The 25,757-nt window shown below is 73.5% G+C and carries 22 protein-coding genes, 1 tRNA gene and 1 pseudogene; 16 read left to right on the top strand and 8 right to left on the bottom strand.

Annotation, left to right across the window (positions count from 1 at the left end; translation table 11 throughout):
- The first annotated feature begins 92 nt into the window (after positions 1 to 92).
- From ACIBPB_RS25400 to ACIBPB_RS25385, 4 genes are all read left to right on the top strand, one after another.
- Entirely contained in the window at positions 93 to 1,013 is a 921-nt protein-coding gene (locus tag ACIBPB_RS25400; RefSeq protein ID WP_396841959.1) for a hydroxymethylglutaryl-CoA lyase, read from the top strand.
- 188 nt (positions 1,014 to 1,201) lie between these two features.
- Positions 1,202 to 2,734: an acyl-CoA carboxylase subunit beta gene (locus tag ACIBPB_RS25395; protein WP_396841958.1), complete on the top strand. Its 1,533-nt coding sequence runs from the start codon at positions 1,202 to 1,204 to the stop codon at positions 2,732 to 2,734.
- A 68-nt stretch (positions 2,735 to 2,802) separates the two neighbouring features.
- Complete coding sequence (locus ACIBPB_RS25390) at positions 2,803 to 3,957, top strand: acyl-CoA dehydrogenase family protein (protein ID WP_396841957.1); 1,155 nt, start codon at positions 2,803 to 2,805, stop codon at positions 3,955 to 3,957.
- A gap of 124 nt (positions 3,958 to 4,081) precedes the next feature.
- Positions 4,082 to 6,679, top strand: a complete 2,598-nt coding sequence (locus ACIBPB_RS25385) for an ATP-binding protein (protein ID WP_396841956.1) — start codon at positions 4,082 to 4,084, stop codon at positions 6,677 to 6,679.
- A 596-nt stretch (positions 6,680 to 7,275) separates the two neighbouring features.
- On the opposite strand, the gene ACIBPB_RS25380 is transcribed toward ACIBPB_RS25385, so the two are convergent.
- Entirely contained in the window at positions 7,276 to 7,776 is a 501-nt protein-coding gene (locus ACIBPB_RS25380; RefSeq protein WP_396841955.1) for a MarR family winged helix-turn-helix transcriptional regulator, read from the bottom strand.
- A 101-nt stretch (positions 7,777 to 7,877) separates the two neighbouring features.
- On the opposite strand from ACIBPB_RS25380, the gene ACIBPB_RS25375 reads away from it, so the two are divergent.
- Positions 7,878 to 8,459 (top strand): YceI family protein, encoded by a 582-nt coding sequence (locus ACIBPB_RS25375; RefSeq protein ID WP_396841954.1) that lies wholly within the window; start codon positions 7,878 to 7,880, stop codon positions 8,457 to 8,459.
- Positions 8,460 to 8,703: 244 nt separating this feature from the next.
- Positions 8,704 to 10,182: a glutamate--cysteine ligase gene (locus tag ACIBPB_RS25370; protein WP_396841953.1), complete on the top strand. Its 1,479-nt coding sequence runs from the start codon at positions 8,704 to 8,706 to the stop codon at positions 10,180 to 10,182.
- Between the two features lie 510 nt (positions 10,183 to 10,692).
- Here the strand turns inward: ACIBPB_RS25370 and ACIBPB_RS25365 are convergent.
- Positions 10,693 to 11,895, bottom strand: a pseudogene (locus ACIBPB_RS25365) (hypothetical protein); the annotation flags it as partial.
- A gap of 95 nt (positions 11,896 to 11,990) precedes the next feature.
- On the opposite strand from ACIBPB_RS25365, the gene ACIBPB_RS25360 reads away from it, so the two are divergent.
- Together ACIBPB_RS25360 and ACIBPB_RS25355 are read left to right on the top strand one after the other, a co-directional pair.
- Entirely contained in the window at positions 11,991 to 12,689 is a 699-nt protein-coding gene (locus ACIBPB_RS25360; protein WP_396841952.1) for a PASTA domain-containing protein, read from the top strand.
- 94 nt (positions 12,690 to 12,783) lie between these two features.
- Positions 12,784 to 13,821 (top strand): PASTA domain-containing protein, encoded by a 1,038-nt coding sequence (locus ACIBPB_RS25355; protein ID WP_396841951.1) that lies wholly within the window; start codon positions 12,784 to 12,786, stop codon positions 13,819 to 13,821.
- Between the two features lie 3 nt (positions 13,822 to 13,824).
- Here ACIBPB_RS25355 and ACIBPB_RS25350 read toward each other — a convergent pair whose 3' ends face one another.
- Complete coding sequence (locus tag ACIBPB_RS25350) at positions 13,825 to 14,250, bottom strand: hypothetical protein (RefSeq protein ID WP_396841950.1); 426 nt, start codon at positions 14,248 to 14,250, stop codon at positions 13,825 to 13,827.
- A gap of 100 nt (positions 14,251 to 14,350) precedes the next feature.
- Positions 14,351 to 14,632 (bottom strand): hypothetical protein, encoded by a 282-nt coding sequence (locus ACIBPB_RS25345; protein ID WP_046563117.1) that lies wholly within the window; start codon positions 14,630 to 14,632, stop codon positions 14,351 to 14,353.
- A gap of 625 nt (positions 14,633 to 15,257) precedes the next feature.
- Between ACIBPB_RS25345 and ACIBPB_RS25340 the strand changes: the two genes are divergently transcribed.
- From ACIBPB_RS25340 to ACIBPB_RS25330, 3 genes are all read left to right on the top strand, one after another.
- Positions 15,258 to 16,139: a helix-turn-helix transcriptional regulator gene (locus ACIBPB_RS25340; protein ID WP_357308252.1), complete on the top strand. Its 882-nt coding sequence runs from the start codon at positions 15,258 to 15,260 to the stop codon at positions 16,137 to 16,139.
- On the top strand, positions 16,109 to 16,330 hold the full coding sequence (locus ACIBPB_RS25335) for a DUF397 domain-containing protein (RefSeq protein WP_357308255.1): 222 nt from the start codon (positions 16,109 to 16,111) through the stop codon (positions 16,328 to 16,330). Before ACIBPB_RS25340 ends, ACIBPB_RS25335 begins: the two co-directional genes overlap by 31 nt.
- A gap of 212 nt (positions 16,331 to 16,542) precedes the next feature.
- Positions 16,543 to 16,944: a hypothetical protein gene (locus tag ACIBPB_RS25330; RefSeq protein ID WP_396841949.1), complete on the top strand. Its 402-nt coding sequence runs from the start codon at positions 16,543 to 16,545 to the stop codon at positions 16,942 to 16,944.
- Here ACIBPB_RS25330 and ACIBPB_RS25325 read toward each other — a convergent pair.
- The 4 genes from ACIBPB_RS25325 to ACIBPB_RS25310 all read right to left on the bottom strand — a co-directional run bounded on the left by ACIBPB_RS25325 (position 16,912) and on the right by ACIBPB_RS25310 (position 19,833).
- Complete coding sequence (locus tag ACIBPB_RS25325; RefSeq protein WP_396841948.1) at positions 16,912 to 17,517, bottom strand: hypothetical protein; 606 nt, start codon at positions 17,515 to 17,517, stop codon at positions 16,912 to 16,914. The two genes, ACIBPB_RS25330 and ACIBPB_RS25325, sit on opposite strands and share 33 nt — an antisense overlap.
- A 246-nt stretch (positions 17,518 to 17,763) precedes the next feature.
- Entirely contained in the window at positions 17,764 to 18,570 is an 807-nt protein-coding gene (locus ACIBPB_RS25320) for a WecB/TagA/CpsF family glycosyltransferase (RefSeq protein WP_396841947.1), read from the bottom strand.
- Positions 18,567 to 19,640, bottom strand: coding sequence for an NAD-dependent epimerase/dehydratase family protein (locus tag ACIBPB_RS25315; RefSeq protein ID WP_396841946.1), 1,074 nt, complete (start codon positions 19,638 to 19,640; stop codon positions 18,567 to 18,569). Before ACIBPB_RS25315 ends, ACIBPB_RS25320 begins: the two co-directional genes overlap by 4 nt.
- A 107-nt stretch (positions 19,641 to 19,747) precedes the next feature.
- Positions 19,748 to 19,833: transfer RNA gene (locus ACIBPB_RS25310), tRNA-Leu, on the bottom strand.
- Between the two features lie 209 nt (positions 19,834 to 20,042).
- Here ACIBPB_RS25310 and ACIBPB_RS25305 point away from each other — a divergent pair.
- The 5 genes from ACIBPB_RS25305 to ACIBPB_RS25285 all read left to right on the top strand — a co-directional run bounded on the left by ACIBPB_RS25305 (position 20,043) and on the right by ACIBPB_RS25285 (position 25,756).
- Positions 20,043 to 20,831 carry a DUF3662 and FHA domain-containing protein gene (locus ACIBPB_RS25305; protein ID WP_046563124.1) on the top strand — a complete coding sequence of 263 codons (789 nt, stop codon included), beginning with the start codon at positions 20,043 to 20,045 and terminating at the stop codon, positions 20,829 to 20,831.
- 6 nt (positions 20,832 to 20,837) lie between these two features.
- The gene (locus ACIBPB_RS25300) at positions 20,838 to 21,323 is read left to right on the top strand and encodes an FHA domain-containing protein (protein WP_396841945.1); all 486 of its coding nucleotides are present in this window, start codon (positions 20,838 to 20,840) and stop codon (positions 21,321 to 21,323) included.
- On the top strand, positions 21,320 to 22,735 hold the full coding sequence (locus tag ACIBPB_RS25295) for a PP2C family protein-serine/threonine phosphatase (RefSeq protein ID WP_396841944.1): 1,416 nt from the start codon (positions 21,320 to 21,322) through the stop codon (positions 22,733 to 22,735). Before ACIBPB_RS25300 ends, ACIBPB_RS25295 begins: the two co-directional genes overlap by 4 nt.
- A gap of 139 nt (positions 22,736 to 22,874) precedes the next feature.
- Positions 22,875 to 24,254, top strand: coding sequence for an FtsW/RodA/SpoVE family cell cycle protein (locus ACIBPB_RS25290; RefSeq protein WP_396842012.1), 1,380 nt, complete (start codon positions 22,875 to 22,877; stop codon positions 24,252 to 24,254).
- A complete protein-coding gene (locus ACIBPB_RS25285) occupies positions 24,251 to 25,756 on the top strand; it encodes a peptidoglycan D,D-transpeptidase FtsI family protein (protein ID WP_396841943.1) in 1,506 nt (501 codons plus the stop codon). The genes ACIBPB_RS25290 and ACIBPB_RS25285 overlap by 4 nt, the downstream gene beginning before the upstream one ends.
- Position 25,757: the final 1 nt, after the last annotated feature.

The raw sequence follows: 25,757 nt of genomic DNA, 5'->3' as shown, positions 1-25,757 counted from the left end.
GACGGGGAGATTGGCATCCACCGCCGCTGCTCTGCTTACCTGTAGGGCACAGGGCGGAGCATGCCGGACCGACGTCACAGTGAGGTGACCCGATGAGCCAGCTACCGGAGTTCGTGTCGATCCGCGAGGTCGGACCGCGTGACGGGTTGCAGAACGAGGACCCGGTCCCGACCGACGCGAAGGTGCGGCTGCTCGACGCGCTGTCCCGCACCGGGGTCGGGCGGATCGAGGCGGTCTCGTTCGTGCACCCGAAGGCGATCCCGCAGATGGCCGACGCCGACGAGGTGTGGCAGCGGGCCACGAAGGTCGACGGGGTGCGCTACTCGGCGCTGGTCCCGAACACCCGGGGCGCGCAGCGGGCCCTGGCGGCCGGGTTCACCGAGATCGAGGTGGTGGTCTCGGCCAGCGACACGCACAACCGGCGCAACGTCAACCGCTCGACGGAGGAGTCGCTGGACGACATCGCCGAGCTGATCGACCTGCTGCACGGTGCCGGGGCGCGGGCCGAGGTGATCGTGGCGACCAGCTTCGGCTGCCCGTACGAGGGGGACATCGACCCGCGGCGGGTGGCGGGCATCGTCGACCGGGTCGCCCGCGACGGCGCGGACCGCGTCGCCTTCGGCGACACCACGGGCATGGGTACGCCCCGGCGCGTCCGCGAACTGGTCACCGCGGTCCGGGACCGGAACGCCCAGTTGCCGGTGCTGCTGCACTTCCACAACACCCGGGGCACCGCCCTGGCGAACATGCTCACCGCGATGGAGCTGGGCATCACCGAGTTCGACGCCAGCGTCGGTGGCCTCGGCGGCTGCCCGTACGCCCCGGGCGCCAGCGGCAACCTGGCCACCGAGGAGGCGGTGCACATGCTGCACGACATGGGCATCGACACCGGCATCGACCTGGACGCCCTGATCGAGGCCGCCGAGCTGGCCGAGCACCTGGTCGGCAAGAAGCTCCCCTCCGGCGTCCTCCGCGCCGGCCCCCGCACCCGCCTGACCCCCCTGCCCACCTGACCGCCCGCCTCCACCCGGTTGATCAAGGAGTTGGCTCCTGATCCGCCCGCCCAGGGACGCAAACTCCTCGCACAGGGGTGAGCAGGGGCGGGGGTGGTGGGGTGCCGGGGTGGGGGCGGGTGGGGTAGCCTAACGATCGTTCAGGTCGGTGGGCGCCCTGTGCGGGCGCGGTGGCAACGGGAGTCGGCGTGACGCTTGACGGTGAGGCACTGGAGCAGCTGCGCAAGCGCGCCAAGGCCGGCGGCGCGGACAAGTACCACGCGGCCAACGCCACCAAGGGCAAGCTCTTCGCCCGCGAGCGGGTCGCGTACCTGGTCGACGAGGGCTCGTTCGTCGAGGACGGCCTCTACGCCAACGCGCTGGCCGACGGGCTGCCCGCCGACGGCGTGGTCACCGGCACGGCGACCATCGACGGCCGGCCGGTCTGCCTGATGGCCAACGACTCCACGGTCAAGGCCGGCAGTTGGGGCGCGCGGACCGTCGAGAAGATCATCCGGATCATCGAGCGGGCCTACTCCACCGGCGTACCGATGGTCTACCTGGTCGACTCGGCCGGCGCCCGGATCACCGACCAGGTCGACCTGTTCCCCGGGCGGCGCGGCGCCGGGAAGATCTTCTGGAACCAGGTCCGCGCCTCCGGCTCGATCCCGCAGGTCTGCGCGCTGTTCGGGCCGAGCGCGGCGGGCGGGGCGTACATCCCGGCGTTCTGTGACGTGGTGGCCATGGTGGACGGCAACGCCAGCATGTACCTCGGCTCGGACCGGATGGTCGAGATGGTCACCGGCGAGAAGACCACGCTGGAGGCGATGGGCGGCGCGAAGGTGCACTGCGCCGAGTCCGGCGTCGGGCACTTCCTCTGCAAGACCGAGAACGACGCGCTCGACGTGGTGCGGACCTACCTGTCCTACCTGCCGTCGAACTGGCAGCAGGAGCCGCCGGCCGCCGAGGCCGTGGCCGCGCCGGAGAAGGCCGACCTGGCCGCGCTGGTCCCGGCCAGCGAGCGGCAGGCCTTCGACATGCGCCGGTACGTCAAGGGCCTGCTCGACGAGGGCAGCTTCTTCGAGATCCAGGCGCTCTGGGCCAAGGAGCTGACCATCGGCTTCGGCCGCCTGGGCGGCGAGGTCGTCGGCGTGGTCGGCAACAACTCGATGTTCAAGGGCGGGGTGCTCTTCGTCGACTCGGCCGACAAGGCGACCCGGTTCGTCCAGCTCTGCGACGCGTTCAACGTGCCGCTGCTCTTCCTGTCCGACGTGCCCGGCTTCATGGTCGGCAGCGCGGTGGAGAAGCAGGGCATCATCCGGCACGGCGCCAAGATGATCACGGCGATCTCCGAGGCGACCGTACCCAAGATCTGTGTGGTGGTCCGCAAGGCGTACGGCGCCGGCCTCTACGCGATGGCCGGCCCCGGCTTCGAGCCGGACGCCACGATCGCGCTGCCCACCGCGAAGATCGCGGTGATGGGCGCGGAGGCGGCCGTCAACGCCGTCTACGCCAACAAGATCGCGGCGATCGAGGACGAGGCCGAGCGGGCCGCGTTCGTGGCCGCGAAGCGCGAGGAGTACGAGCGGGACATCGACATCGTCCGGCTCGCCAGCGAACTGGTGGTCGACGCGATCGTCGAGCCGCACGAGCTGCGCGCCGAACTGGTCCGCCGGTTCGCCGCGGCACGCGGCAAGGAGCGGCACTTCTCCCGGCGCCGGCACGGCGTCACCCCGGTCTGACCGACCCCGCAACACGATCCGGCCGGGCGCCACGAGCGCCGGGCGGACCAGTCACCCAGGAGGATCAGATGGACTTCCGGCTCAGCGAGGAACAAGAGGCGCTGCGGGAGACTGTGCGGGAATTCGCCCGCGAGGTGGTCGCACCGGCCATCGCCGAGCACTACGAGCAGCACACCTTCCCGTACGAGATCATCCGCCAGATGGGCAAGATGGGCCTGTTCGGGCTCCCCTTCCCGGAGCAGCACGGCGGCATGGGCGGCGACTACTTCGCGCTCTGCCTGGCCCTGGAGGAGCTGGCCCGGGTCGACTCCAGCGTGGCGATCACCCTGGAGGCGGCGGTCTCCCTCGGCGCGATGCCGATCTACCGGTTCGGCACGGACGAGCAGCGGGCGCAGTGGCTGCCGAAGCTGCTCAGCGGCGAGGCGGTCGCGGGCTTCGGGCTGACCGAGCCGGGCACCGGCTCGGACGCCGGTGGCACCCAGACCCGGGCGGTGCTGGACGAGGCGACGGACGAGTGGGTGATCAACGGTTCGAAGGCGTTCATCACCAACTCCGGTACCGACATCACGGCGCTGGTCACCGTCACCGCCGTCACCGGGACGAAGCCGGACGGCAGCAAGGAGCTGTCCACCATCATCGTCCCGTCCGGCACGCCGGGCTTCACGGTGGCGCCCGGCTACTCCAAGGTCGGCTGGACCGCCTCGGACACCCACGAGCTGACCTTCGACGACTGCCGGGTGCCGGCGCGGAACCTGCTCGGCCAGCGCGGCCGGGGCTTCGCCCAGTTCCTGCGCATCCTCGACGAGGGGCGGATCGCCATCGCCGCGCTCGCCGTGGGCCTCGCCCAGGGCTGCGTCGACGAGTCGATCAAGTACGCCAAGGAGCGCGAGGCGTTCGGCCAGCCGATCGGCAACTACCAGGCGATCCAGTTCAAGATCGCCGACATGGAGCTGAAGGCGCACACCGCCCGGCTGGCGTACTACGACGCGGCCGCCCGGATGCTGGCCGGCGAGCCGTTCAAGCGGCAGGCGGCGATCGCCAAGCTGCACGCCAGCACCATCGCGGTGGACAACGCCCGCGAGGCCACCCAGATCCACGGCGGCTACGGCTTCATGAACGAGTACCCGGTGGCCCGCTTCTGGCGGGACTCGAAGATCCTGGAGATCGGCGAGGGCACCAGCGAGGTGCAGCGCATGATCATCGCCCGCGACCTGGGCATCTGAGGAGGCCGGCCAGGCCCGGGACAGGGCCGGCCCGGTCGTCCGCCTGTCGGATATCGGCGGCCGAACGTCGGCTGGCCGACGATGGGCTGTGGGCGGTCGCACCCGATCCGTACTCTTCGTGACCATGACGCCCGGTCATGATCGTTCGCGCCCGGATGGTCGCCTCCGGCTGTCCGAACTGCTGCGTGGGCACCGGCTGGCCGCCGGCCTCACCCAGGCGGAGCTGGCCGCCCGGGCGGGCATCGGGGTGCGTACCGTCCGCGATCTCGAGCGGGGTCGCTCGGCCCGGCCCCAGCGCACCACCATCGATCTGCTCGCCGACGCGCTCGGCCTGACCGGCGACGCCCGGCGGGCCGTCCTGGCCGCGGCCCGGCCGGCGCCGCCCGGCGGGCCCGACCCGGCCGGCGACCCCGATGCCCCCGTCGCGTCACTCCCGGCCGCCCGGCAGCTCGCCGTCACCGGCGCCACGACCACCGGCACCGGTACGCCGATCGCGCTGCCCCAGCCGGTCACCCTGATCGGCCGGGACCGGGACGTCGCCGAGGTGGCCGCCCTGCTCGCCGCGGACCGTGCCGTGGTGAGCCTGGTGGGGCTGGCCGGGGTCGGCAAGAGCGCGCTCGCGCTCAGCGTCGCGTACGCGGCGGCCGCCGACCATCCGGGCGGCGTCGCCGGGGTGCTGGTCGGCGAGGGATCCGAGGCGGGCGACGTGCTCGCCGCCGCGCTCGCGGTGCTCGGCGTCAACCGGCCGGCCGACCTCGCCTGCCGGCTCGCCGATCGACCGGCGCTGCTGCTGGTGGACGCGGTGGAACGGGCACCCGAGGCGGTCGCCGAGGCGCTGCGCGTGCTGCTCGCCGCCGCGCCGACGCTGCGGGTGCTGATCACCGGCCGGCGTCCGGCAGGCCTCCCCGGCGAGCTGGTCCGCCCCGTCGCGCCGCTGGACGTACCGCCGGCCGGGGTGACCCCCGCCGACCCGGCCGAGCTGGCCCGGTGGCCGGCCACGGCGCTCTTCGCCGCCCGGCTGGCCCAGGCCCGGCCCGAGCCGCCGACCCCGGCCGAGCTACCGGCGCTCGCCGCGCTGGTCCGCCGGCTCGGTGGTCTGCCGCTGGCCATCGAGCTGATGGCCGCCCGGGGCCGGATCCTCGACGTCACCGAGCTGCTCGACCGGTACGGCGACCGCGTCCTCGACCTGGCCACCGGCGGCCGCCCCGGCTGGGAGCCCGCCGCCCGGGCGGCCGAACCGGTGACCCTGCGCGAGGCGGTGGCGACCAGCTACCGGCTGCTCGCGCCGGAGGAGCGCGCGGCGCTGCGCCGGCTCGCCGCGTTCCGCAACCGGTGGTCGGTGGAGTTGGGCGAGGAACTGCTGGCCGACGGCGGCCCGCGGCACGACGCCCTGCCGCTCCTCGACCGGCTGCGCGAACTCGGCCTGCTCAGCATCCGGGGCACCGGGCCGTTCCGGTTCCGCCTGCTCGACGCGGTCCGTGACTTCGCCACCGAGCAGGCGGCCGGCGAGGGCGAGCTGGCCGCGATCCGGCACCGGCACGCGCTGGTGATCACCGGGCTGGTGCTGCGGACCGCGCCGGAGCTGGTCGGCGCGGACCTCACCGGCACGGTACGCCGGCTCGACGAGGTGACCAGCGACATCATCGCCGCGCTCGGGCACGCCGCCGAGCACGATCCGCTGACCGCGCTGCGGCTGGCGGCGGCGCTGCCCCGCTGGTGGCGACTGCGCGGGCGGGACGTCTCCGGCCGCCGCTGGCTGCGCCGGCTGCTGGCCGACCCGCGGACCGCCGACGCCCGCCCGCTGCTGCGCGCCTGGGCGATGACCGGCGCGGCGCGGCTGGCCGCCGAGCACGCCGCCGAGCTGGAGGAGTTGCCCGCGGCGCGCGCGGCGCTGGCCATCTTCCAGGCGGAGGGCGAGGTGACCGGCGAGCTGTCCGCCCGTTCGGTGCTCTGCACGCTGCTGCCCGCCGCCGGGGCGCACGACGAGGCCCGGGCCCAGGGTGAAGCCGTGCTCGACCTGGCCTCCCGGCACGGCCGGGTACGTGAGATGGCGGTCGCCCACCACCACCTGACCTGGCACGACCTCCGGGTGGGGGACCTGTCCGGGGCGCGGCGTCGGCTGGCCGCGGTGGACCGGTTGGCCGCCGAGTGCGGCGAGCAGCGGCTCCGGGTGCTGGTCCGGGCCGACCTCGCCGAGGTGACCCGGCTGGAGGGCCGGTACGTCGACGCCGTGGCGCAGGGGCGCCGGGCGGCGGCGGCGCTGGCGGAGCTGGGCGATCCGGGGCATCGGCGGCGGGTGCTCGGCACGGTGGGGCTGGCCCTGGCCGAGGCGGGACGTGCCGACGAGGCGCTGGCGGTGGTGGCCGAACTACGCCCGTTCCGGGGGGCACCGGGGCAGCGCGGGCCGGTCGGCGACCCGGCCGGGTCGGGCCGTTCCCGGCGCCCGGAGGACGCGGTCTGCGCGTTGATCGAGGGGCACCTGGCGCTGCGCCGGGGTGATCGGGAGGCGGCCGCCGAGTGGTTCGCCGCGGCCGCGCACGCGGCTGCCGGGGCGCGGGACCGGCGCGACGCGATCGAGGCACTGGTGGGTCTTGCGGCGACCACGGCGGACGTGGCGGTGCTCGAGCGGCTGGACCGGGCCCGCCGGTCGACCGGGGTCAGTCTGGTCACCCGCGAGGAGGAGCTGCTCTACGCCCTGGTGGCCGCCCGGCCACGCGCCTGACGTCGGCTGGCCCAGCGGCCACGCGCCTGACGTCGGCTGGCCCAGCGGCCACGCGCCTGACGTCGGCTGGCCCAGCGGCCACGCGCCTGACGCCGGCTGGGCCAGCGGATGGCCCGGGACGGGTTGCGGGACGGTGGGCGGAGCTGCCCGGGCGGGAGGGCCAGCACACGAGGGAGCGGGGGTGGCGCGAGCGAAGTAGCCCCCTGATGTTGCCCCTCGCTCATCGCTCGCGCCAGCACCCCCCGGTGCGCCCCCGCTCGTGGGAAGCGTAGCCAGGACGTCGACGACTTTTGGGCAATTTTGGCGGCCTTTGCGGCGAAGCTGTGCCGGTTCTGCCGGTGGTTCTGCCGGTGACCGGCGGGTACGCCGCTCGCCCTCGGGGCGCCGCCCGGGCCCGAACTGGCCGGGCCGCCGGTCGGCCGCCGGCGGCGCCGGTACAGGTGATGCCGGCGGCGCGACCCGTACCGGCGATGCCGGCGGCGCGCCGGTACGGGTGAGGCCGGCGGCGCGACCCGTACCGGCGATGCCGGCGGCGCGCCGGTACGGGTGAGGCCGGCGGCGCGGCAGGGGTGGCGCCTCGCGGTGGAGGTGCGGCGTCAGCAGTGTCCGGCGCCGTCGGGGAGTGGGTCGGTGCTGCCCGCGGTGGCGCCGGGGTGCACCGCGTCACGGACCCGCCGCAGCCCGTCGAGCAGGGCGTCCAGGGCGGCCGGGTCGAGCTGGCCGGTGAACCACTGCTCGATGATCTGCACGTGCCCCGGCAGGGTCTGGTCCAGCCGGGCCAGGCCCGCGGCGGTGACCACCGCATACGAGCTGCGCCGGTCGGACGGGCAGGCCCGGCGGCGGAGCAGCCCGTCGCGCTCCATCCGGTCGACCACCCGGGTCACCCCGCTGGTGGAGAGGGAGGTCTGTGCCGCCAGGTCGGTCATCCGGAGCTGGTGACCCGGTGAGCGGGTGAGCCGCATCAGCACCTCGAACTCGACCGCCGAGAGGCCGTGCTCCTCGAACTGGGCGCTGAACCGGGCCGACAGCCCGGCGGTCGCCTCGAAGAGCAGGCCGATGGCGGTGATCCGCGGGTCGTCGAGAACGTTCTGGTCCACGAAGCCATCCTAGCAGTACTTGACACATGGAATATTGCTATGCCTATAGTTGCTTAGTCAGTCGTTGGCCTACTAAACCATCTCCCCTGGAGGACCGCACCATGACCAGCAGCACCGAAGCCGTTACCCGCGACTGGGAGGGCCTCACCATCCCCGCCGCCGGCACTTACCTGCTGGACGTCGCCCACAAGCGCGTCGGGTTCGTCGCGCGGCACATGATGGTCAGCAAGGTACGCGGTGAGTTCGCCGACGCCACCGCCACCATCACCGTCGCCGAGGACCCCATGCAGTCCTCGGTGACCGCCACCATCCAGGCCGCCAGCATCAACACCGCCCAGGCGGACCGGGACGCGCACCTGCGCAGCCCCGAGTTCCTCGACGTCGAGCAGTTCCCGACCCTGGAGTTCCGCAGCACCGGCGTGAAGTCCCGGGACGGCAACGAGTTCGTCCTCTCCGGCGAGCTGACCATCCGTGGCGTCACCCGCCCGGTCGACCTCGAGGTCGAGTTCGAGGGCGTCGGCCGCAGCCCCTTCGGGCAGGACATCTTCGGCTTCTCCGCGTCCACCGAGATCGACCGCGAGGAGTTCGGCCTCACCTGGAACGTCGCGCTGGAGACCGGCGGCGTCCTGGTCGGCAAGAAGATCAAGATCGAGATCGAGGGCGAGGCCGTCCGCCAGGCCTGACCCTCCGTACGCCCGAACGGGCCCGCGCCGTCACCCGACGGCGCGGGCCCGTTCGTCTTCAGGTGCGAATTGTCACGTGTTGTTCGCCGGTTGCCAGGTGGTGCGGCGGGTGGCGGCTGGGTAGGAGTGCAGACCTGCGCCCACCGGTGTTCGACGGTCCGGGCGCACTTACGGACTCAACGTGAATGGTTCACAATGCGTTGCGGAACGGTACGGTTCCGTCGCACCGGCGCCGGGAGGACATATGGGCAGAGACGTCGAGCAGGGCGCCTTCTCCCGGGAGGACCGGGTCCGCTACCGGCAGAAGGTCCGGCGGTGCCTGGACGTCTTCGCGCTGATGCTGGACGACTTCGGCTTCGACGCCGACCGCCCGATGACCGGGCTGGAGATCGAGCTGAACCTGGTCGACTCCGCGGCCGAACCGGCCATGCGTAACGACCAGATCCTCGCCGACATCGCCGACCCGCTCTTCCAGACCGAGCTGGGCCAGTTCAACCTCGAGCTGAACGCCTCACCCCGACTGATCGAGGGCAACGGCTTCGCCGACTACGAGCAGGACCTGCGCAGCAGCCTCAGCCGCGCCGACGAACGGGCCGCCAAGTCCGATGCCAAGATCGTGATGGTCGGCATCCTGCCCACCCTCACCGAGCGCCACCTGGTCGCCGACAACCTCTCCACGAACGAGCGCTACCGGGTGCTCAACGACCAGATCGTCGGCGCCCGGGGCGAGGACATCGAGCTGGACATCCGGGGCGTGGAACGGCTCCGGACGCACACCGACTCGATCGCCCCCGAGGCCGCCTGCACCAGCCTCCAGTTCCACCTCCAGGTCGCGCCGGACAGCTTCGCCGACTACTGGAACGCCTCCCAGGCCATCGCCGGGGTGCAGGTGGCGGTCGGCGCGAACTCGCCCTTCCTCTACGGCCGCCAGCTCTGGGCGGAGACCAGGATCGCCCTCTTCGAGCAGGCCACCGACACCCGCCCGGACGAGCTCAAGGCCCAGGGCGTACGGCCCCGGGTGTGGTTCGGGGAGCGGTGGATCACCTCGATCTTCGACCTCTTCGAGGAGAACGTCCGCTACTTCCCGCCGCTGCTGCCGATCGTCGAGGACGAGGACCCGGTGGAGGTGCTGCACGCCGGAGGCGTGCCGGAGCTGGCCGAGTTGCGGCTGCACAACGGTACCGTCTACCGCTGGAACCGCCCGGTCTACGACATCATGAACGGCCGGCCGCACCTGCGGGTGGAGAACCGGGTGCTGCCCGCCGGGCCGACCGTGGTGGACATGCTGGCCAACGCGGCCTTCTACTTCGGGCTGGCCCGTGGCCTGGCCGAGGCGGACCGGCCCATCTGGAGCCAGCTCACCTTCTCCTCGGCCGAGGAGAACTTCCACGCCGCCGCGCGGCGCGGCATGGACGCCGTGCTGCACTGGCCCCGCCTCGGCGAGGTGCCGGTGACCAAGCTGGTGCTCGACGTGCTGCTGCCCACGGCCGCGCTGGGCCTGGACCGGTTCGGCGTCGCCCCGGCCGAGCGGGACCGCCTGCTCGACGTCATCGAGCAGCGCTGCCGTACCGGCCGCAACGGGGCGGTCTGGCAGACCGAGGCGGTCTGGGCGGCCGAGCGGCACCGGGGCATGGACCGGGACGCCGCGCTGCACCACATGCTGACCCGGTACGCCGAACTCCAGCGCAGCAACGAGCCCGTGCACACCTGGCCGGTCGACTGACCGCCCGGCCGGCCCGCACCGGTCGGCGAGCTTCATCGAGCGGAACTGGTCAACGGCGGCGCGGTCGCCACTCCGCCGGTCGGGGCGAGCACCGGACGTTCGGTCGGGGATGTGCTGCCCGGCCCGGAGGAGCCAGCCGCGCGATCCGGGGCGTCGGCGCAGCCCTGTGCGTGAGCGCCCGGGTCAGCGGCTGCGGCGGCGGGCCTTACCGCCGGTCGCCGGGGCGGTGCCGTCCTGCTCCGACCCACCGGCGGTGCCGGTCCCGTCCGCCGGTCCGTCCGGGTCCGGTGTGCCGCCGTCCGCGCCGTCGAGCGCTGCGTCCATCGGCCGCCGCTGGGGCGGGACGGCCCGGCCCCGCTCACTGACGGGCCGCGCCGGTGCGGCGCTCCCCGCCGTCGTCGCGCCCGCTGTCGTCGTGGTGCGCGCTGTCGTTGTGGCGTCCGGGCCGGCGGTGGCCGATCGGGCGCCGGACGAACCCTCACCCGCCCGGGCCGACCCCTTGGAGCTGCCCGATCGCGGGCCCGACCCGGACCGGCTCGGGCCGGACGCACTCGGCCCCGTCGCACTCGGGCCGGACGCACCGGAGCCGGCCTCCGGCGTGGCCGTTTCGCCGGGTGCCCCGGCGGGCGGCTCGGCGTCGGCGGCGAGGGCGGGGGCGTCGGCCGGCGTGCCGGTTCCGGCGGACCGGCGTCCGAAGAGGCGGCGGCGCGGCGGCGACGGCTCCACCGGTGCCACGTCGTCACGGACCTCGGCGGCCGTCCCGTCGGACCCGTGCCCGGTGTATTCGTCCGGCTCGTCGGTGCGCTGCCGGGGCAGCGTCACGCCGGCCCGCGTCGCGGCCCGCAGTTCGGCCCGCTGGGCCAGGGCGGCGACCAGCACCGATCCGGCGATCCCGGCGATCACCGCGTACGGGGCGATCAGGTGGGCCGACACCTGCTCGGGGGAGATCCCCGCGAGCCTCGGCACGGCCAGCAGGTAGGCCAGTGCGACGAGGATCGGTCCGGCCGCACCGGAGGCCGCCGCGCCGACCCGCCGCTCGGCCAGCCGGGCCGTACGCCGGGCGGCGAGCGCGCCGATCACCACCGCCGAGCCCATCGCGAGCAGGGCCCCCGGCCAGTAGAAGTAGTCCCGGATCCAGTACCGGCCGCTGTCCGCGCTGATCTGCCAGATGCCGAGCTGGGCGGTGCCCAGCCCGCGTCCGGAGAGCACCCCGTCGACGACGGAGACCACGGCGAGCAACCAGAGCCAGCCGGTGGTGGCGATCAGGTTGGTCGCGGCGGCCCGGGAGTGCAGCGCCCAGACCGCGAGCAGCAGCCCGATGAGCAGCCCGAGCGCGGCGTACCCGGCGGCGACGGTCTGCGGGGCGAAGGTGTCCGGCACCCGGGCGGCGCGGGCCGGTACGGCGACCAGCAGCACGGTGACCAGGGCGCCGATCCCGGCGGCGACGGCCAGGGTGAGGTGCCGCAGCGTACGGCCGGATTCCGGGTCATCTCCCGGCAACCGGTCGGCGCAGACCGCGCCGGCCACCACCGAGGTGGCGGAGATCCAGGTGGCCCAGGCCAGGCTCGCCACCCAGGCCGCCTCGACCGGCGCGTCTCCCGGCGCCCAGTTGAGGATGCCGAGGCCGTAGCCGAAGCCCAGCTGTGCCGCACCGGTGCCGGCGGCGACGCCGAGCGCGGTGGCGATCGATGCTCCCCAGCCCCGTCTGGCCATGCGGGGGAGCGTAGCGTCCCAGCGTCGGCGCGGCGAGTGGAGGCGCTAGTCTCCTCCGCGCCGTGACGGCTTGGTGGCGGCCGGTACGGTCGCCGGTGACTGAGGCGGTGGACGCGATGACGGACGACGGGTACCCGGACGGGACGCACGACCCGGGGTCGGACCGGATGAGGCTCGTCCTCGGCGGCGGCCTCGCGGTGGTCCTGCTCGCGATGGTCGGCGCGAGCGGCGGCTGGCTGCTCGCCGGCAAGCCGGACCGCGTCGCCGCACCGGTCACCACCGGCGGACCGTCGAGCGGGCCGAGCAGCGTCGCCCCGACCGGAGCGCCGCAGACGTCCCCGGTGGAGCCCCCCACCACCCCGCGGACCACCGCTCCGGTCGGGCTCACCGTGCCCGAGGTGGTGGGCACCGACTTCGAGGCGGCGCGACGGCAGTTGCGGGACCGGAAGCTCGGCTGGCAGATCGTCTTCGGCACCGGCGCCGGCCGGTCCGTGCAGCGCACCTCGCCCGCGCCGGGTACGCCGGTGCGCCGTGGCGTCACCGTCACCCTCTGGGTCAGCGGGCCGGCCCCGGCGGTCGCGGTGCCCGACGTGGTCGCTGAGGACTGCGACGACGCCGCGGACGACCTGGTCGAGGCGGGCCTCTACCCGCGCTACCGGACCGGCCGCCGCGGCCCGGTCACCGCCCAGGAACCGGCCGGCGGCGCGGCGGCGCACTGGAACGACCCGGTGGGCCTGAGCTGTGGTGGCGAGCCGGCCGGCAGCCCGGCGATCACCCTGTCTCCGACACCGTGACGGCCGGCTCGCCGCGCTGATCCCGGCCGGTGGTTGCCCGGCCCGATACCGTGCACGGGTAGGGCCAGCGGGCCCGGCGGGGAAAGGACGTGCCATGAGCGACGACCGACAGGAGCCCTCCGCCGGGGACGCCGACGCCACCCGGGCGATGCCGCCGGCCGCCGATCCGGACCCGACCCACCCCGCCACCCCCGCCGACGCGACCCAGGCGATGGTCGCTGGCGACGCCGACGCGACGCGCGCGATGCCGCCGGCCGGTGACCCGGACGCGACGCGACCTGCGACCAGCGGCGACGCCGATGCGACGCAGATGATGGCCGCCGGCGACGCTGAGCCGACCCGGCCCGCGCCGGCCGGTGACCCGGACGCGACGCGCGCGATGCCGCCGGCCGGTGACCCGGACGCGACGCGGCCCGTGCCCGGTGGTGGCAGCGATGCCGAGGCGACCCGGGCCCTGCCGAGGGCCGGAGCGGCCGGCGGGCCACGGCCGGACGCGACCCGGCCGCTGCCCCGCGCGGGCACCACCGCGCAGCAGCCACCGGTGGGTGGGGCCGCACCGGTCCCGCCGGCCTGGTCCGGGCGCGCCGGGGTGCCGACGCGTCCGGCCGGCTATCAGGAGGCCGGTGCCGACTGGTACGCCGAGGAGCAGGCCGGCCGTCGCTGGTGGATGCCGATCCTGCTGGGCATCCTCGCTCTGGTGCTGATCGCACTGATCGGGCTGGGGGTCTGGTGGGCCCTGCGGGCGGCCGAGCGGGACCCGACTCCCGGGCCGCTGCCCACGGCCGCGCCGACCACCGCCCCCCGGACGAGCGCCGCGCCGACCACGACGGCGCCGAGCACCGCCCCGCCCACCACGGCCAGCCCCACGAGCGCGGAGGTGCCGATGCCGCCGCTGGTCGGGTTGCCGGAGGCGGCCGCCCGGGCGGCCCTGGACCGGCTGGACGTGGACTACCGGGTGCGGACGCGGGAGTCGGACCAGCCGGCCGGCACGGTGATCGAGACCGATCCGGTGGCGGGCGAGCCGCTCTCCCCGGGCGACCGGGTCACCATCGTGGTGGCCGAGCCGGCCGCCGCGCCGACGACGGCTGCCGGCACGCCGACCTCCGGTCCGACGGCGACCGCCACTCCCTGAGCGTCACCACTGCCGGCGTCTGGTGCCCACCAGACCCAGCCCGGCCAGCGAGATGGCGAGGCCGAGCAGCCCGGAGTAGAAGAGCGAGCGGCTGACGTCCGCGGTGCTCGGCACGCCCGCCGGTTCGGCCAGCGCGCCCGCGCCGGCCCCGCCGCCGGACACGTCCGGGCTGGGCGCCACCCCGAACGCCTCGGCGTCGGCCCAGCCGGCCTCGTCCTCCGGGTCGGTGGCCGGCGCGCTGCCCTCGCCGGCCACGGTGATCTCCGGAGCCGGTACGGGTTCGTTCAACTGCTCGGTGGCGGAGAAGGCGGGGTGGCGGACCACGAGTGCGAGTACGGTCGCGGCTCCGAGGACCGCCAGGAGCCCGAAGGCGTAGCTGATACGGGACCGGTGGTGCCGCCGCGCGGCGGGCAGATTGACCATGACCATCCCAGGTTCAGGGTCCGGGACGCGCGGGGTGGATACGTTCGCCGGGGTGGCGTACCGATTCTATGGCGGCGGTACGCCCCCCGACCGGGCAATCGCCGGGTCAGACCCGGACCGGGGTCCGGATCACCGGGCGTCGGGTCCGTACGGTGTGCTGGCGCGGCACCGGCGCGGCGTGCAGCTGCTCCAGCCCCGACTGCTGTACGAAGATCGACCGCCGGTTGATCGCGTCCCCCGCCGCGTTCAACTCGTAGCCGTCGAGCCAGAGCCAACCGTCGTAGGTCGGCCAGTCGAGCACCCGGATCACCCGGAAGGTGATCGGTCGAAAGAACTGGACACTCGCCGCGCGAGTCACGTGCAGTACGTCACCGGAGCGGGGAAGCACATGGGCTCCTGGGGAGTTCGGCCGGCCGGCGGGCCGGCGGAGGGCTGATCGGGGGGACATCTGCGCCCGGCGCCGGGGTCGTGCCCTGGGGGACCGGCTGTTCAGGTACGTCGGTGCTGGTCGGGGTGCCCGCGGTGGCGGGCCACCCCCCGACCATCACCCGGCTGCTCCCGGTTACCGCTCCCGCCGCCGCAGCCACGCTGGCGTGCAGCGGCGGGGCATCACCCCGGGGCAGGTCGCACGGCGCGGGACGGCTCCCCTCCTGCCGTCCCACGGCCCATGGGATCACCACGCCGGGAGATCATGCGGAGACGGTGAGTAACCCGTGCCATACCGACAGAGTGCACCAGGGACGTGCTTCATGCAAGTTGCACGTCGGCTTTTGCCGATACGCGAGCACGACACGTGAACGGGACGCTTGATGCCTCAGGTGCCGGGACGGCACACTGGACGCCGGTTTCGCCCGACGCGGCCGGTCGACGACCGGCACCACCCCTGCCGCGAACGATCCCGCCGTCACGTCGGCCGCGCCCCCGGCGGGTGTCGCACCGGGCGCGACGACCGGAGGTGTCCGGGTGAGCGCGAGGAGTCAACGTTCCCGTCCAGCGGGCCGGAGGGCCGCGTCGTGACCGAGCGGCGCAGCCCCACCATCCGGCGTCGCCGCCTGGGGGCGGAACTCCGCCGGCAACGCGAGGCCGCCGGCATCACCATCGAGGTGGTCGCCGAGCAGCTGGAGTGCTCCGCTTCCAAGATCTCCCGGATCGAGACCGGCCACACCTCGGCCACCCCGCGCGACGTGCGGGACATGCTCCGGATCTACGGGGTGGTCGGCGCGGAGAGCGACGAGCTGGTGCAGATCGCCCGTGAGGCCCGGCAGAAGGGCTGGTGGCACCCGTACAGCACGGTCCTGGTCGGGGCGTACGTGGGACTGGAGGCGGCGGCCAGCTCGATCCGGGCGTACGAGCAGCAGGTCGTGCCGGGCCTGCTGGAGACCGAGGAGTACGCGGGCGCGATGATCCGGGCCGCCCGGCCCGACTTCACCGTCGAGCAGGTTCAACAGCGGGTGCGTGTCCGTCTGGGCCGCCAGTCGTTGTTGACGCAGGACGATCCGGTCGATCTGTGGGTGGTGCTCGATGAGGCGGTGCTGAGCCGGCCGGTTGGCGGCGACGAGGTGATGCGTGGCCAGCTCAGCCGGTTGGTGGAGGTAGCCCAACTGCCGAACGTGACGTTGCAGGTCCTGCCCTTCGAGGTGGGAGCGCACGCCGGCATGGACGGCACCTTCACGATCCTCAGCTTCCCCGAACCGAGTGATCCCGATGTCGTGTACGCGGAGAACGCCACGGGTGGGCTCTTCCTCGAGAAGAGCGACGAACTGCAGAAGTACAGCTTCATCTTCGATCACATTCGAGCAGCGGCCATACGCCCGGAGGAATCCATCGCACACATTGCAAAACTGGCAGAGGAGCCGCTGTGGAAATGGCGACCAAGGAGTTCCCCGTGGACCTGACGCAGGCGACGTGGTTCAAGAGTTCGAAGAGCGGGCCGAACTGTGACAACTGCGTGGAGGTCGCATACGTGCCCGGGGCGGTCGGCGTCCGGGACTCGAAGGACAAGACCGGCCCGGCCCTGGTCTTCGCCCCGGGTGACTGGCACGCCTTCGTCGCCGGCGCACGGAGCGGCGGGTTGGTCCGGGGCTGATCGAGCCCGGCCGTGATCCGGCCGCCGCGCCGCCCGGCGGCGCGCCGGACCGGATGACGGCCCCCGGACCAGAAGCGTGGTCCCGCCCGGCAGCGTGGCCGGGCGGGACCATTTCGTCCGCCTCGACCGGTGGCTCCCGGCCACCCGTCGCCAGTTCCGTCCCGCCTCGTTGAACCGCACGGATCGGCAACCGAACGAGGCAGGCGAGACGGATGACGACGATCGGCTCAGAGAACCTCACCAACGGTCCGGGAAAGCCGGAGCGGTTCGGCGGCAAGTACCGCGGGGCGCGCCGGGACACGGTGCTCACCGAGGTCTCCTCCACCGACAGCGAGATCGGCGGCCGGGACACCGCCGCGCCCGAGCAGGCCACCCCGCCGCTCACCCTGCCCTCGCTGGACCCGAACCCGCTCACCGAGCCGTCCTTCCCGCCGAGCGGCTGGCCGGTCGAGCAGCCCGAGTCGCTGGTCGACCACCCGTTGCTGCGCGGCCTGCTGATGGAGCTGCCCCCCAAGGGCAGCGTCCCGCCGCCCGGCTGGCTGGACCGCTGGTTCGAGGCGACCCGGGCGATCCTGGAGCTGCTATACGTGCAGGGCACCGGCCGCTCGCGGTGACCCGGCGGTCGCCGGCGGTGGTGCCGCCCGCTCGGCGAACCGGTTGTGCCGCAGCGCGTGGCGTACCCCGATCGTCGTGACGGCCAGCCAACCCACGGTGATCGCCGGGCCGGTCACGGCGGGCGCGGCGAGCAGGTCCAGGCCGGCGGCCGAGACCACCGCGGGCAGCACCGCGATCGCGGTGACCTGGATCGGGAGCCCGACCAGCGGGTGGGCCGCGGCCGCGCGCAGGCCGTGCGGGGCCGGGGTGTCCGGCGCGGCGGCGAAGGCGCCCGCGCCGGCCCGCAGCCGGCGGATCCGCCGGATCGAGCAGGCCGCCACGACCAGCACGGGCACGGCGGCGAGCAGGAGCCCGCGGCCGGCCCGGTCGATCGGCGTGGCGCCCGCGCTCAGCAGACCCGCGACCAGGACGGCCGCGGTCAGCGTCAGGCCGGTCAGGGTGAGGGCGGACAACCATCGGGTACGCCGGCGCAGCGCGCGGGCCCGGTCCAGGTTCGGCAGGCCGTCCGCGACGAGGGCGGCGGCCACCCAGACGGCGGCGGCGGGCAGCAGCACGGTGAGCTGGTCGTCCATGGGTCCAGCCTGGTCCAGGCCGGCGGCCGGGGGATCCGGGAGCGCACCCCGGTTCGTCCCGTACCTCGTCCCGTAGGGGGTCATCCCATCGGTGTTATTGGCGCTTCGGCATGTACCCGGCAGTGGGACGGCACCCTAGGCTCGGGCTGACACCGCACCGAGCGGAACCGAGACCAACCTTCCCACCGGCGTCCGGCGGTCACCCACCCGGGTGGCCGCCGCGCGTCGTCGTCGGGCGCGGCGGGCTCAGACGTCGAAGGTGGCCGGTCGGTCGCTGGCCGGGGGCGGCGGGGTGGCCTTCCACAGGCCGGTCTTCTGCGCCGCCAGGCGGGCCAGGTAGGCCGGGTTGAGGATGACGTAGCGGCGCCAGAGCCGCTTCGGCTCCAGGCCGAGCCGCCAGAACCACTCCAGCCCGGCGCGCTGCATCCACGGCGGCGGGTTGCGCAGCAGCCCGGCGTGGTAGTCGAAGGCCGCGCCGACCGCCATCAGCGGCATGTCCAGCAGCGGCCGCATGGCGTACGTGAAGACCTCCTGGCGGGGGCAGCCCAGCCCGACCAGGACGAGCCGCGCCCCGCTGGCCTTGATCCGGTCGGCGATCTCGACGTCCTCGCCCGGCTGCACCGAGCGGAACTTGGACGCCTCGACGCCGGCGATCTTCAGCGCGGGGAACTTCCGCTCCAGGGCCGGGACCAGGCGGGACAGCGTCTCCTCGGTGGAGCCGTAGAGGTAGACCGGCAGCCCTTCCGCGGCGAAGCGGGACAGCACCCGCAGGGTGAGCTCGGGGCCGTAGACCCGGTCGGTGAGGCCGGCGCCGTGCAGCAGGTTCAGCGCCCAGCGGACCGGCTGACCGTCCGGGGTGACCACGTCGAAGGAGTTGAGCCGGGCGTTGTGCGCCGGGTCGAGCACCCCGGTCATCACGCCGTGCACGGCCAGCGCGGTGAGGGCCAGCGGGCGGCGGTCGTGCGCCGCCGCGACGACCGCCTCGGTAGCCCGGGCGTAGTCGGTGGCGTCGACGAGCACGCCGAGCACGTTCCGCTTGGTCCCGGTGGTCATGCCTTCGGCACCCACTTGTCGACGTTGGCCTCGTAGATCTCGCGGAGGATCATCGGCACGTCGTAGGTGATCTTCCAGCTCGGGTAGTGCTCCTCGAACCGGGCCATGCTGCTGACGTACCACTGGTGGTCGCCGGTGCGCGCCTGCTCGACATAATTGATCTTCGCCTCGCGGCCGGCGATCCCCTCGGCGATCCGGAACGCCTCGATGTGCGAGGTGTTGGAGTGCCGGCCGCCGCCCAGGTTGTAGACCTGCGCCGAGCGCGGCTCGCGGAAGAACGCCTCGAAGGCGGTGAGCACGTCCCGGGAGTGGATCGCGTCCCGGACCATCTTCCCCTTGTAGCCGAAGAGGTTGTACGTCCGGCCCTCCATGACGCAGCGCATCAGGTACGCCAGGAAGCCGTGCAGCTCGGCGGCGGAGTGCGCCGGGCCGGTCAGCGTGCCGCCCCGGAAGCAGGCCGTCCGCATGTCGAAGTAGCGGCCGTACTCCTGGACCATCACGTCGGCGGCCACCTTCGACGCGCCGAAGACCGAGTGCAGCGACTCGTCGATCGACATGTCCTCGGGGATGCCCGCGAAGTACGGATGGTCCTCGGGCAGCTCGTACCGGGTCTCCAGCTCGACCAGCGGCAGGCTGTTCGGGCGGTCGCCGTACACCTTGTTGGTCGAGCAGTGGATGAAGGGCGCCTCGATCGCGTGCCGGCGGGTGTTCTCCAGCACGTTGAGGGTGCCGCCCGCGTTCACGTCGAAGTCGGTGTACGGCTCCTTGGCGGCCCAGTCGTGGCTCGGTTGCGCGGCGCTGTGGATCACCACCGAGATGTCCGAGGCGTACTTCTTGAAGACCCGCTCCAGGCCGTCCCGGTCCCGGATGTCGACGGCCTCGTGGGTGTAGGAGGTCCCCAGGTCGGCGGCGAGCCGGTCCAGGCTCCAGGCCGTCGAGCCGTCCTCGCCGAAGAAGTACCGGCGCATGTCGTTGTCGATGCCGACCACGTGGAGTCCGAGGCCGGCGAAGTGCCGGGCCGCCTCGGATCCGATGAGACCGCCCGAGCCGGTCACCAACGCGACACTCACACGCCACTCCTGCTCGTAGGGGGCTGGAAAACGAACCGGAGCATAGCGTGACATCCGGCACGCCCCGAAACGGCGCGAGGGCCCCGCTGTCCGCGGAGCCCTCGTCGTGGTGGGGAAGGGGGGAGTTGAACCCCCACGCCCTTTCGGGCACACGGACCTGAACCGTGCGCGTCTGCCATTCCGCCACTTCCCCGTGGCCAGACCCGGAACACCATATCCCATCCCGCGCCCGCCTTCTGCGGCGGGTGCCCGGACATATTACGCTGTTCCCGGTCATCGCCACGAGCGATCACCGTTCGTGGCGGACGAAACTTTAGCACGACCCCGGGCCTGGTCACGAACGGGCCGCCGGCAGCCCGCCGAGCGGCATGTGAGCTGCGGAGGCGGTGTCCGGATACCATCATGGCCTCGGGACCCGAGGAGGAGCCGGTGAGCGTGCTGCAACGCTTCGAGAAGCGTCTGGAAGGCCTGGTCGAGGGGGCCTTCGCCAAGGTCTTCAAAGGGGTGGTCCACCCCGTGGAGATCCTCAACGCCATGCAGCGGGAGGCCGAGGCGCACAAGGCGATCCTGGCCGGCGGGCGCACGTTGGTGCCCAACCGCTACGTGATCGATCTCTCGCCGTACGACCACAGTCGGCTGGCGCCGTACGCCGCTGCGCTGGCCCAGGAGCTGGCCCAGTCGCAGGCGGAGTTCATCGGCGAGCAGGCCTGGACGGTCTACGGCGACGTGATCGTCGAGATCGAGCGCGGCGAGGGGCTGGACACCGGCATGTTCCGGGTCACCGCCGAGGTCTACACCGGTGGCGACGTCGCCCCGGTCTCCGCGCCGGGCGGCTACGACGCCGCCCCGGCCTACCCCGCGTACGACCAGGGTGGTGGCTACGGCCCGCCGCCCGGGCACGGCGGTGGCCGCAACGTGCGGCTGGTCTCCGGCGACGGGCGCACCTACCCGCTCCAGATGGGCTCGACCGTGATCGGTCGGGGCGACCAGGCCAACCTGCGCCTGCCCGACGTCGGGATCTCCCGGCGCCACGCCCGGCTGGACTTCGACGGCGGCCAGGTGGTGCTGACCGACCTCGGCTCGACCAACGGCACGATGGTCAACGGCCAGCGCGTCTCCGCCGTCGCGCTCAACCCCGGCGACATGATCCAGCTCGGCACCACCACCCTGACCTTCCGCGTGGACGGCTGACCCGCGTTGCCGGAACTCGTCATCACGGTCGCCCGGTTCGGGTTCCTCATCCTGCTGTGGATCTTCGTGTTCACGGTGGTCGGGGTGATCCGCCGGGACCTCTTCGCGGGGGCCCGGTCGGGCCGGCTGGTGGCCGCGCCGCGTGCGGTCGGGGCCAGCACGGGGCCGCCGGCGAAGGCGGCGAAGGTGAAGCGGGGCAGGGCCGCCCACCAGTTGGTGGTGACCGCCGGCCAACTGGCCGGTACCCGGATCACCCTGGGCGAGGCGCAGATCACCATCGGTCGCGCCGAGGACTCCACGTTGGTGATCACCGACGACTACGCCTCGGCGCGACACGCCCGGCTCGTGCCGCGCGACGGGCAGTGGTTCGTGGAGGACCTCGGTTCGACTAACGGCACCTACCTGGATCGCGCTAAGGTCACCGGACCAACCCCCGTCCCCCTCGGCGTGCCGATCCGGATCGGCCGCACTTCCCTCGAATTACGGCCATGACTCTGACCCTGCGCTACGCGGCCCACAGCGACCGCGGTCTGATCCGAGACGGTAACCAGGATTCCGTCTACGCCGGGCCGCGGCTGCTCGCCGTCGCCGACGGCATGGGCGGTATGGCCGCCGGTGACGTCGCGAGCAACATCGTCATCGGTGCCATGGCGCCCCTCGACGAGGACGTCCCCGGGGACGCCCTCGTGGACGCGCTGCGTTCTGCCGTCGGCACCGCCAACCAGCAGCTCCGCGACACCGTGGACGCCAACCCGCAGCTGGAGGGGATGGGCACCACGCTCACCGCGACCCTCTTCTCCGGCAGCAAGCTCGGGATGGTCCACATCGGTGACTCGCGGGCCTACCTCCTGCGCAACGGTGAGTTCGCGCAGATCACCAAGGACGACACGTACGTCCAGATGCTCGTCGACGAGGGCCGGATCAGCGCCGAGGAGGCGAGCAGCCACCCCCAGCGCTCGCTGCTCACCCGCGCGCTGGACGGCCGCGACATCGACCCCGAATACAGCGTCCGCCAGGTGCTGCCCGGTGACCGCTACCTGATCTGCTCGGACGGCCTCTCCGGCGTGGTCAGCGCGGACACCATCGCGGAGACCATGCGCGACTACCCCGACCCGCAGCAGTGCGTCGAGCGGCTGGTGCAGCTCGCCCTGCGCGGCGGCGGGCCGGACAACATCACGGTGATCGTCGCGGACGCCACCGACCAGGACATCGTCGAGGCGTCCCCGATCGTCGGCGGCGCCGCCGCCCGGGACCGCGGCATGGCCACCTCGGCCGACGTCTCCACCCCGGCCGCCCGGGCCTCGGCGCTCTCCGCGCCACGGCCCCCCGCGCCCGAGGAGCCGGCGGATCCCCGCGACGAGGAAGCGGAGCGGCGCCGGCACCACCCGCTGCGGACCGCGGCCATGCTGCTGGCCCTGGTGGTCATCCTCGGCGGCGGCCTCTTCGCCGGGTGGAGCTACACCCAGCGGCAGTACTACGTCGGCGCCACCGAGGAGGGCCAGCTCGCCGTCTTCCGCGGCGTGCCGGGCCAGATCGCCGGCCTGGACCTCTCCAACGTGCACGCGACCAGCGAGGCCCGGCTGGACGACCTCACCCTGGCCGCTCAGGAGCAGGTCAAGCAGGGCATCCAGGCCAAGAGCGAGCCGGACGCCGAGCGCCGGCTGGCCGAGCTGACCAGCGAGGACCCGGCCAACCCCAACCTGAAGCCGCTCTGCCCGCCGAGCCCGACGGCCCCGACGACCAGCCCCAACCCGGTCGTCACCGCCTCGCCGACCGCCCCGACCGTCGGCGCCAGCGGCAGCGCCCTGCCGCCGCCCACTCCGTCGCCGACCGCCACGCCCGACGCCGTCCCCTCCGACACGTTGCCGCCGGTGGACCCGGCTGGTTGCCGGTCGCCGGAGTGAGCGCCGGCTCGACCCCGAGGACGTCTCCGTGACCGCAGCCGCCGTACCGGCAGCCTCGCCCGCCACGACGGGTGAGGCTGCCGGCGCGCGCCTGGCCCGGTCCCGGCGCAACGCCGAGCTGTCCCTGCTGCTGCTCGCCATGGTGCTGGTGGCGGCGTACGGGGCGACGGTCGAGGCGAACGTGCTGGACACCGTCACCCCGGACTTCTGGATCCCGGCGGCCGCGCTGGGGCTGGTCTTCCTCGGCCTGCACCTGGTGATCCGCTGGCTGGCGCCGTTCGCCGACCCGGCGCTGCTGCCGGCGGTGGCCCTGCTCAACGGCATCGGGGTCGGCTTCCTGCGCCGCTACGACCTGGCCAAGGCCGAGCCCGACCAGCGGGAGACGCTGGCCGTCTTCGCCGGCAAGGGCGGCAGCCAGCTCGCCTGGACCCTCGGCGCGGTGATCCTGGCCGCCGTGCTGCTCGCGATCATGAAGGACCACCGGTCGCTGTCGCGCTACGCGTACACGCTGGGGCTGGCCGGCATCGTGCTGGTGATGATCCCGGCGGTGCTGCCCGGGCGGTTCTCCGAGGTCAACGGCGCGAAGCTGTGGATCATCGTGCCCGGGCTGGGGCAGCTCCAGCCGGGTGAGTTCGCCAAGCTCGCCCTGCTCGCCTTCTTCGCCTACTACCTGGTCCGCAAGCGCGAGGTGCTGTCGCTGGCCAGCCGCCGGGTGCTCGGCATCGACTTCCCGCGCGGCCGCGACCTCGGCCCGGTCCTCGTGGTCTGGCTGATCAGCCTCCTGGTCCTGGTCTTCGAGAAGGACCTGGGCACCTCGCTGCTCTACTTCGGCATGTTCGTGGTGACCCTGTACATCGCCACCGAACGGGTCAGCTGGCTGCTCATCGGCCTCACCCTCTTCTTCGGCGGCGCCTACCTGGCCTACGTGCTGGGCAGCACCATCGGCGGGCCGTTCGCGAACTTCTACGACCGGGCGCAGATCTGGCTGGACCCCTTCGCCGAGCCCTACGACCGGGGCTACCAACTGGTCCAGGGCCTGCTCACGCTCGGCACCGGCGGGCTCTTCGGGGCCGGCCCCGGTGGTGGCCAGCCGACCCTGCTGCCGGAGGTGCAGACCGACTTCATCTTCGCCGGCATCGGCGAGGAGATCGGCCTGTTCGGTCTCTCCGCGCTGCTCGTGGTCTACCTGCTGATCGTGGAGCGCGGGCTGCGCGCCGCGCTGGCGGTGCGGGACTCGTTCGGCAAGCTGCTCGCCGGTGGCCTCGCCTTCACCCTGGGTCTGCAGGTCTTCGTCATCGTCGGCGGGATCAGCAAGCTCATTCCGCTGACCGGTCAGACCACCCCGTTCCTCTCCGCCGGCGGCTCGTCGTTGATGGCCAACTGGCTGCTCATCGCGGTGCTGCTCCGGGTCTCCGACGGCGCCCGCCGCCCGGTGACCGGGGGCGGCCCGGCCGCCCGGCCCGCGGGGACCCCGCCGGAACAGCTGCACGGCGCCCCGACGGAGGTGATCCGGCCGTGAACGCCCCGCTGCGCCGCGTCGGCGTGGTCGTGATGATCCTGTTCGGGTTGCTCTTCGCCAACCTGAACTGGATCCAGGCCTACAAGGCCGACGAATACCGCAACAGCGACTACAACGGCCGGGTCCAGGTCGCCGAGTACGAGCGCAAGCGCGGCAACATCGAGGTCGGTGGCACCGCGTACGCGATCAGCAAGGAGACCGGCGGCAAGCTGCGGTTCCTGCGCACCTACCCCAAGGGCGAGGTGTACGCGCACGTGCTCGGCTACAAGCCGGTCAACCTCGGGGACACCGGCATCGAGCGGACCGAGAACGACTTCCTGGCCGGCACCAGCGACCAGCTCATCGCCAACCGGGTGAAGGACATGTTCACCGGTGAGGAGACCGGCGGCGGCAACGTGCTGCTGACCCTCGGCAAGCGGGCCCAGGAGACGGCGTACAGCCAGCTCACCAACAACCAGGTGGGCGCGACCAGGGGCGCGGCGATCGCGATCGACCCGCGTACCGGCGCCGTGCAGGCGCTGGTCTCCATGCCGAGCTTCGACCCGAACCCGCTGGCCAGCCACGACACCACGGCGGCCGCGGCGGCGTACAACAAGCTGGACAAGGACCCCAACCGGCCGCTGGCCAACCGGGCGCTGGCCGAGACGCTGCCGCCGGGATCGACCTTCAAGATCGTGGTCGCCGCGGCCGCCCTGGAGAACGGCGTCGGCCAGCAGACCTCCATCCCGGCCGGGTCGAGCTACACCGCGCCCGGCGCCGGCAAGCCGATCAAGAACGCCGCGGCGTCGATCTGCCCGGAGTCGCAGGTGACCCTGCGGGAGGCCGTGACCGAGTCCTGCAACACCGGCTTCGCGCGGCTCGGCGTGCGGCTCGGCGCGGACACGATCAAGGAGAAGGCCCGGCAGTTCGGCTTCGAGCAGGAGGACCTCACCGTCGGCCAGCTCGGCGAGGGCGGCCTGCCGGTGGCGGCCAGCCGCACCGGCGACATGCAGAACCCGAACGGCAGCACCGACCAGGCGGCGCTCGCCCAGTCGTCGATCGGCCAGAACAACGTCCGGATGACCCCGTTGCAGGGCGCGCTGATCGCGGCCTCGGTCGCCAACGGGGGCAGCCAGATGCGGCCCTACCTGGTCCGCCAGCTGCTCGCGCCGGACCGCACCACCAGCTACTACACCGCCAAGCCGCGCGAGCTGCGCCGCCCGGTCAGCGGCCAGGTCGCCGGCGACCTGCGGGACATGATGCTGAACGTGGTCAAGGAGGGCACCGGCCGGAAGGCCGCCATCGACGGCTACACCGTCGGCGGCAAGACCGGCACCGCCCAGTCCGGCCCGGACACCCCCGACCACGGCTGGTTCATCGGCTTCGCGCTGGACCGCAACGGCACACCGGTCTCGGCGGTCTGCGTCGAGCTGGAGCGGGCCGGCTCCGGCGGCAGCGCCGAGGCGGCCCGGATCGGCGGCCGGATCATGGCGGCGGCCATCGCCGACGCCGGGGGCCGCTGAC

Origin of the sequence: Micromonospora sp. NPDC049836, from assembly GCF_044465125.1 — a bacterium.
GTDB lineage: Bacteria > Actinomycetota > Actinomycetes > Mycobacteriales > Micromonosporaceae > Micromonospora.
Note: the sequence above shows the minus strand (reverse complement) of the source record. Positions and strands in the feature narration are given on the sequence as shown.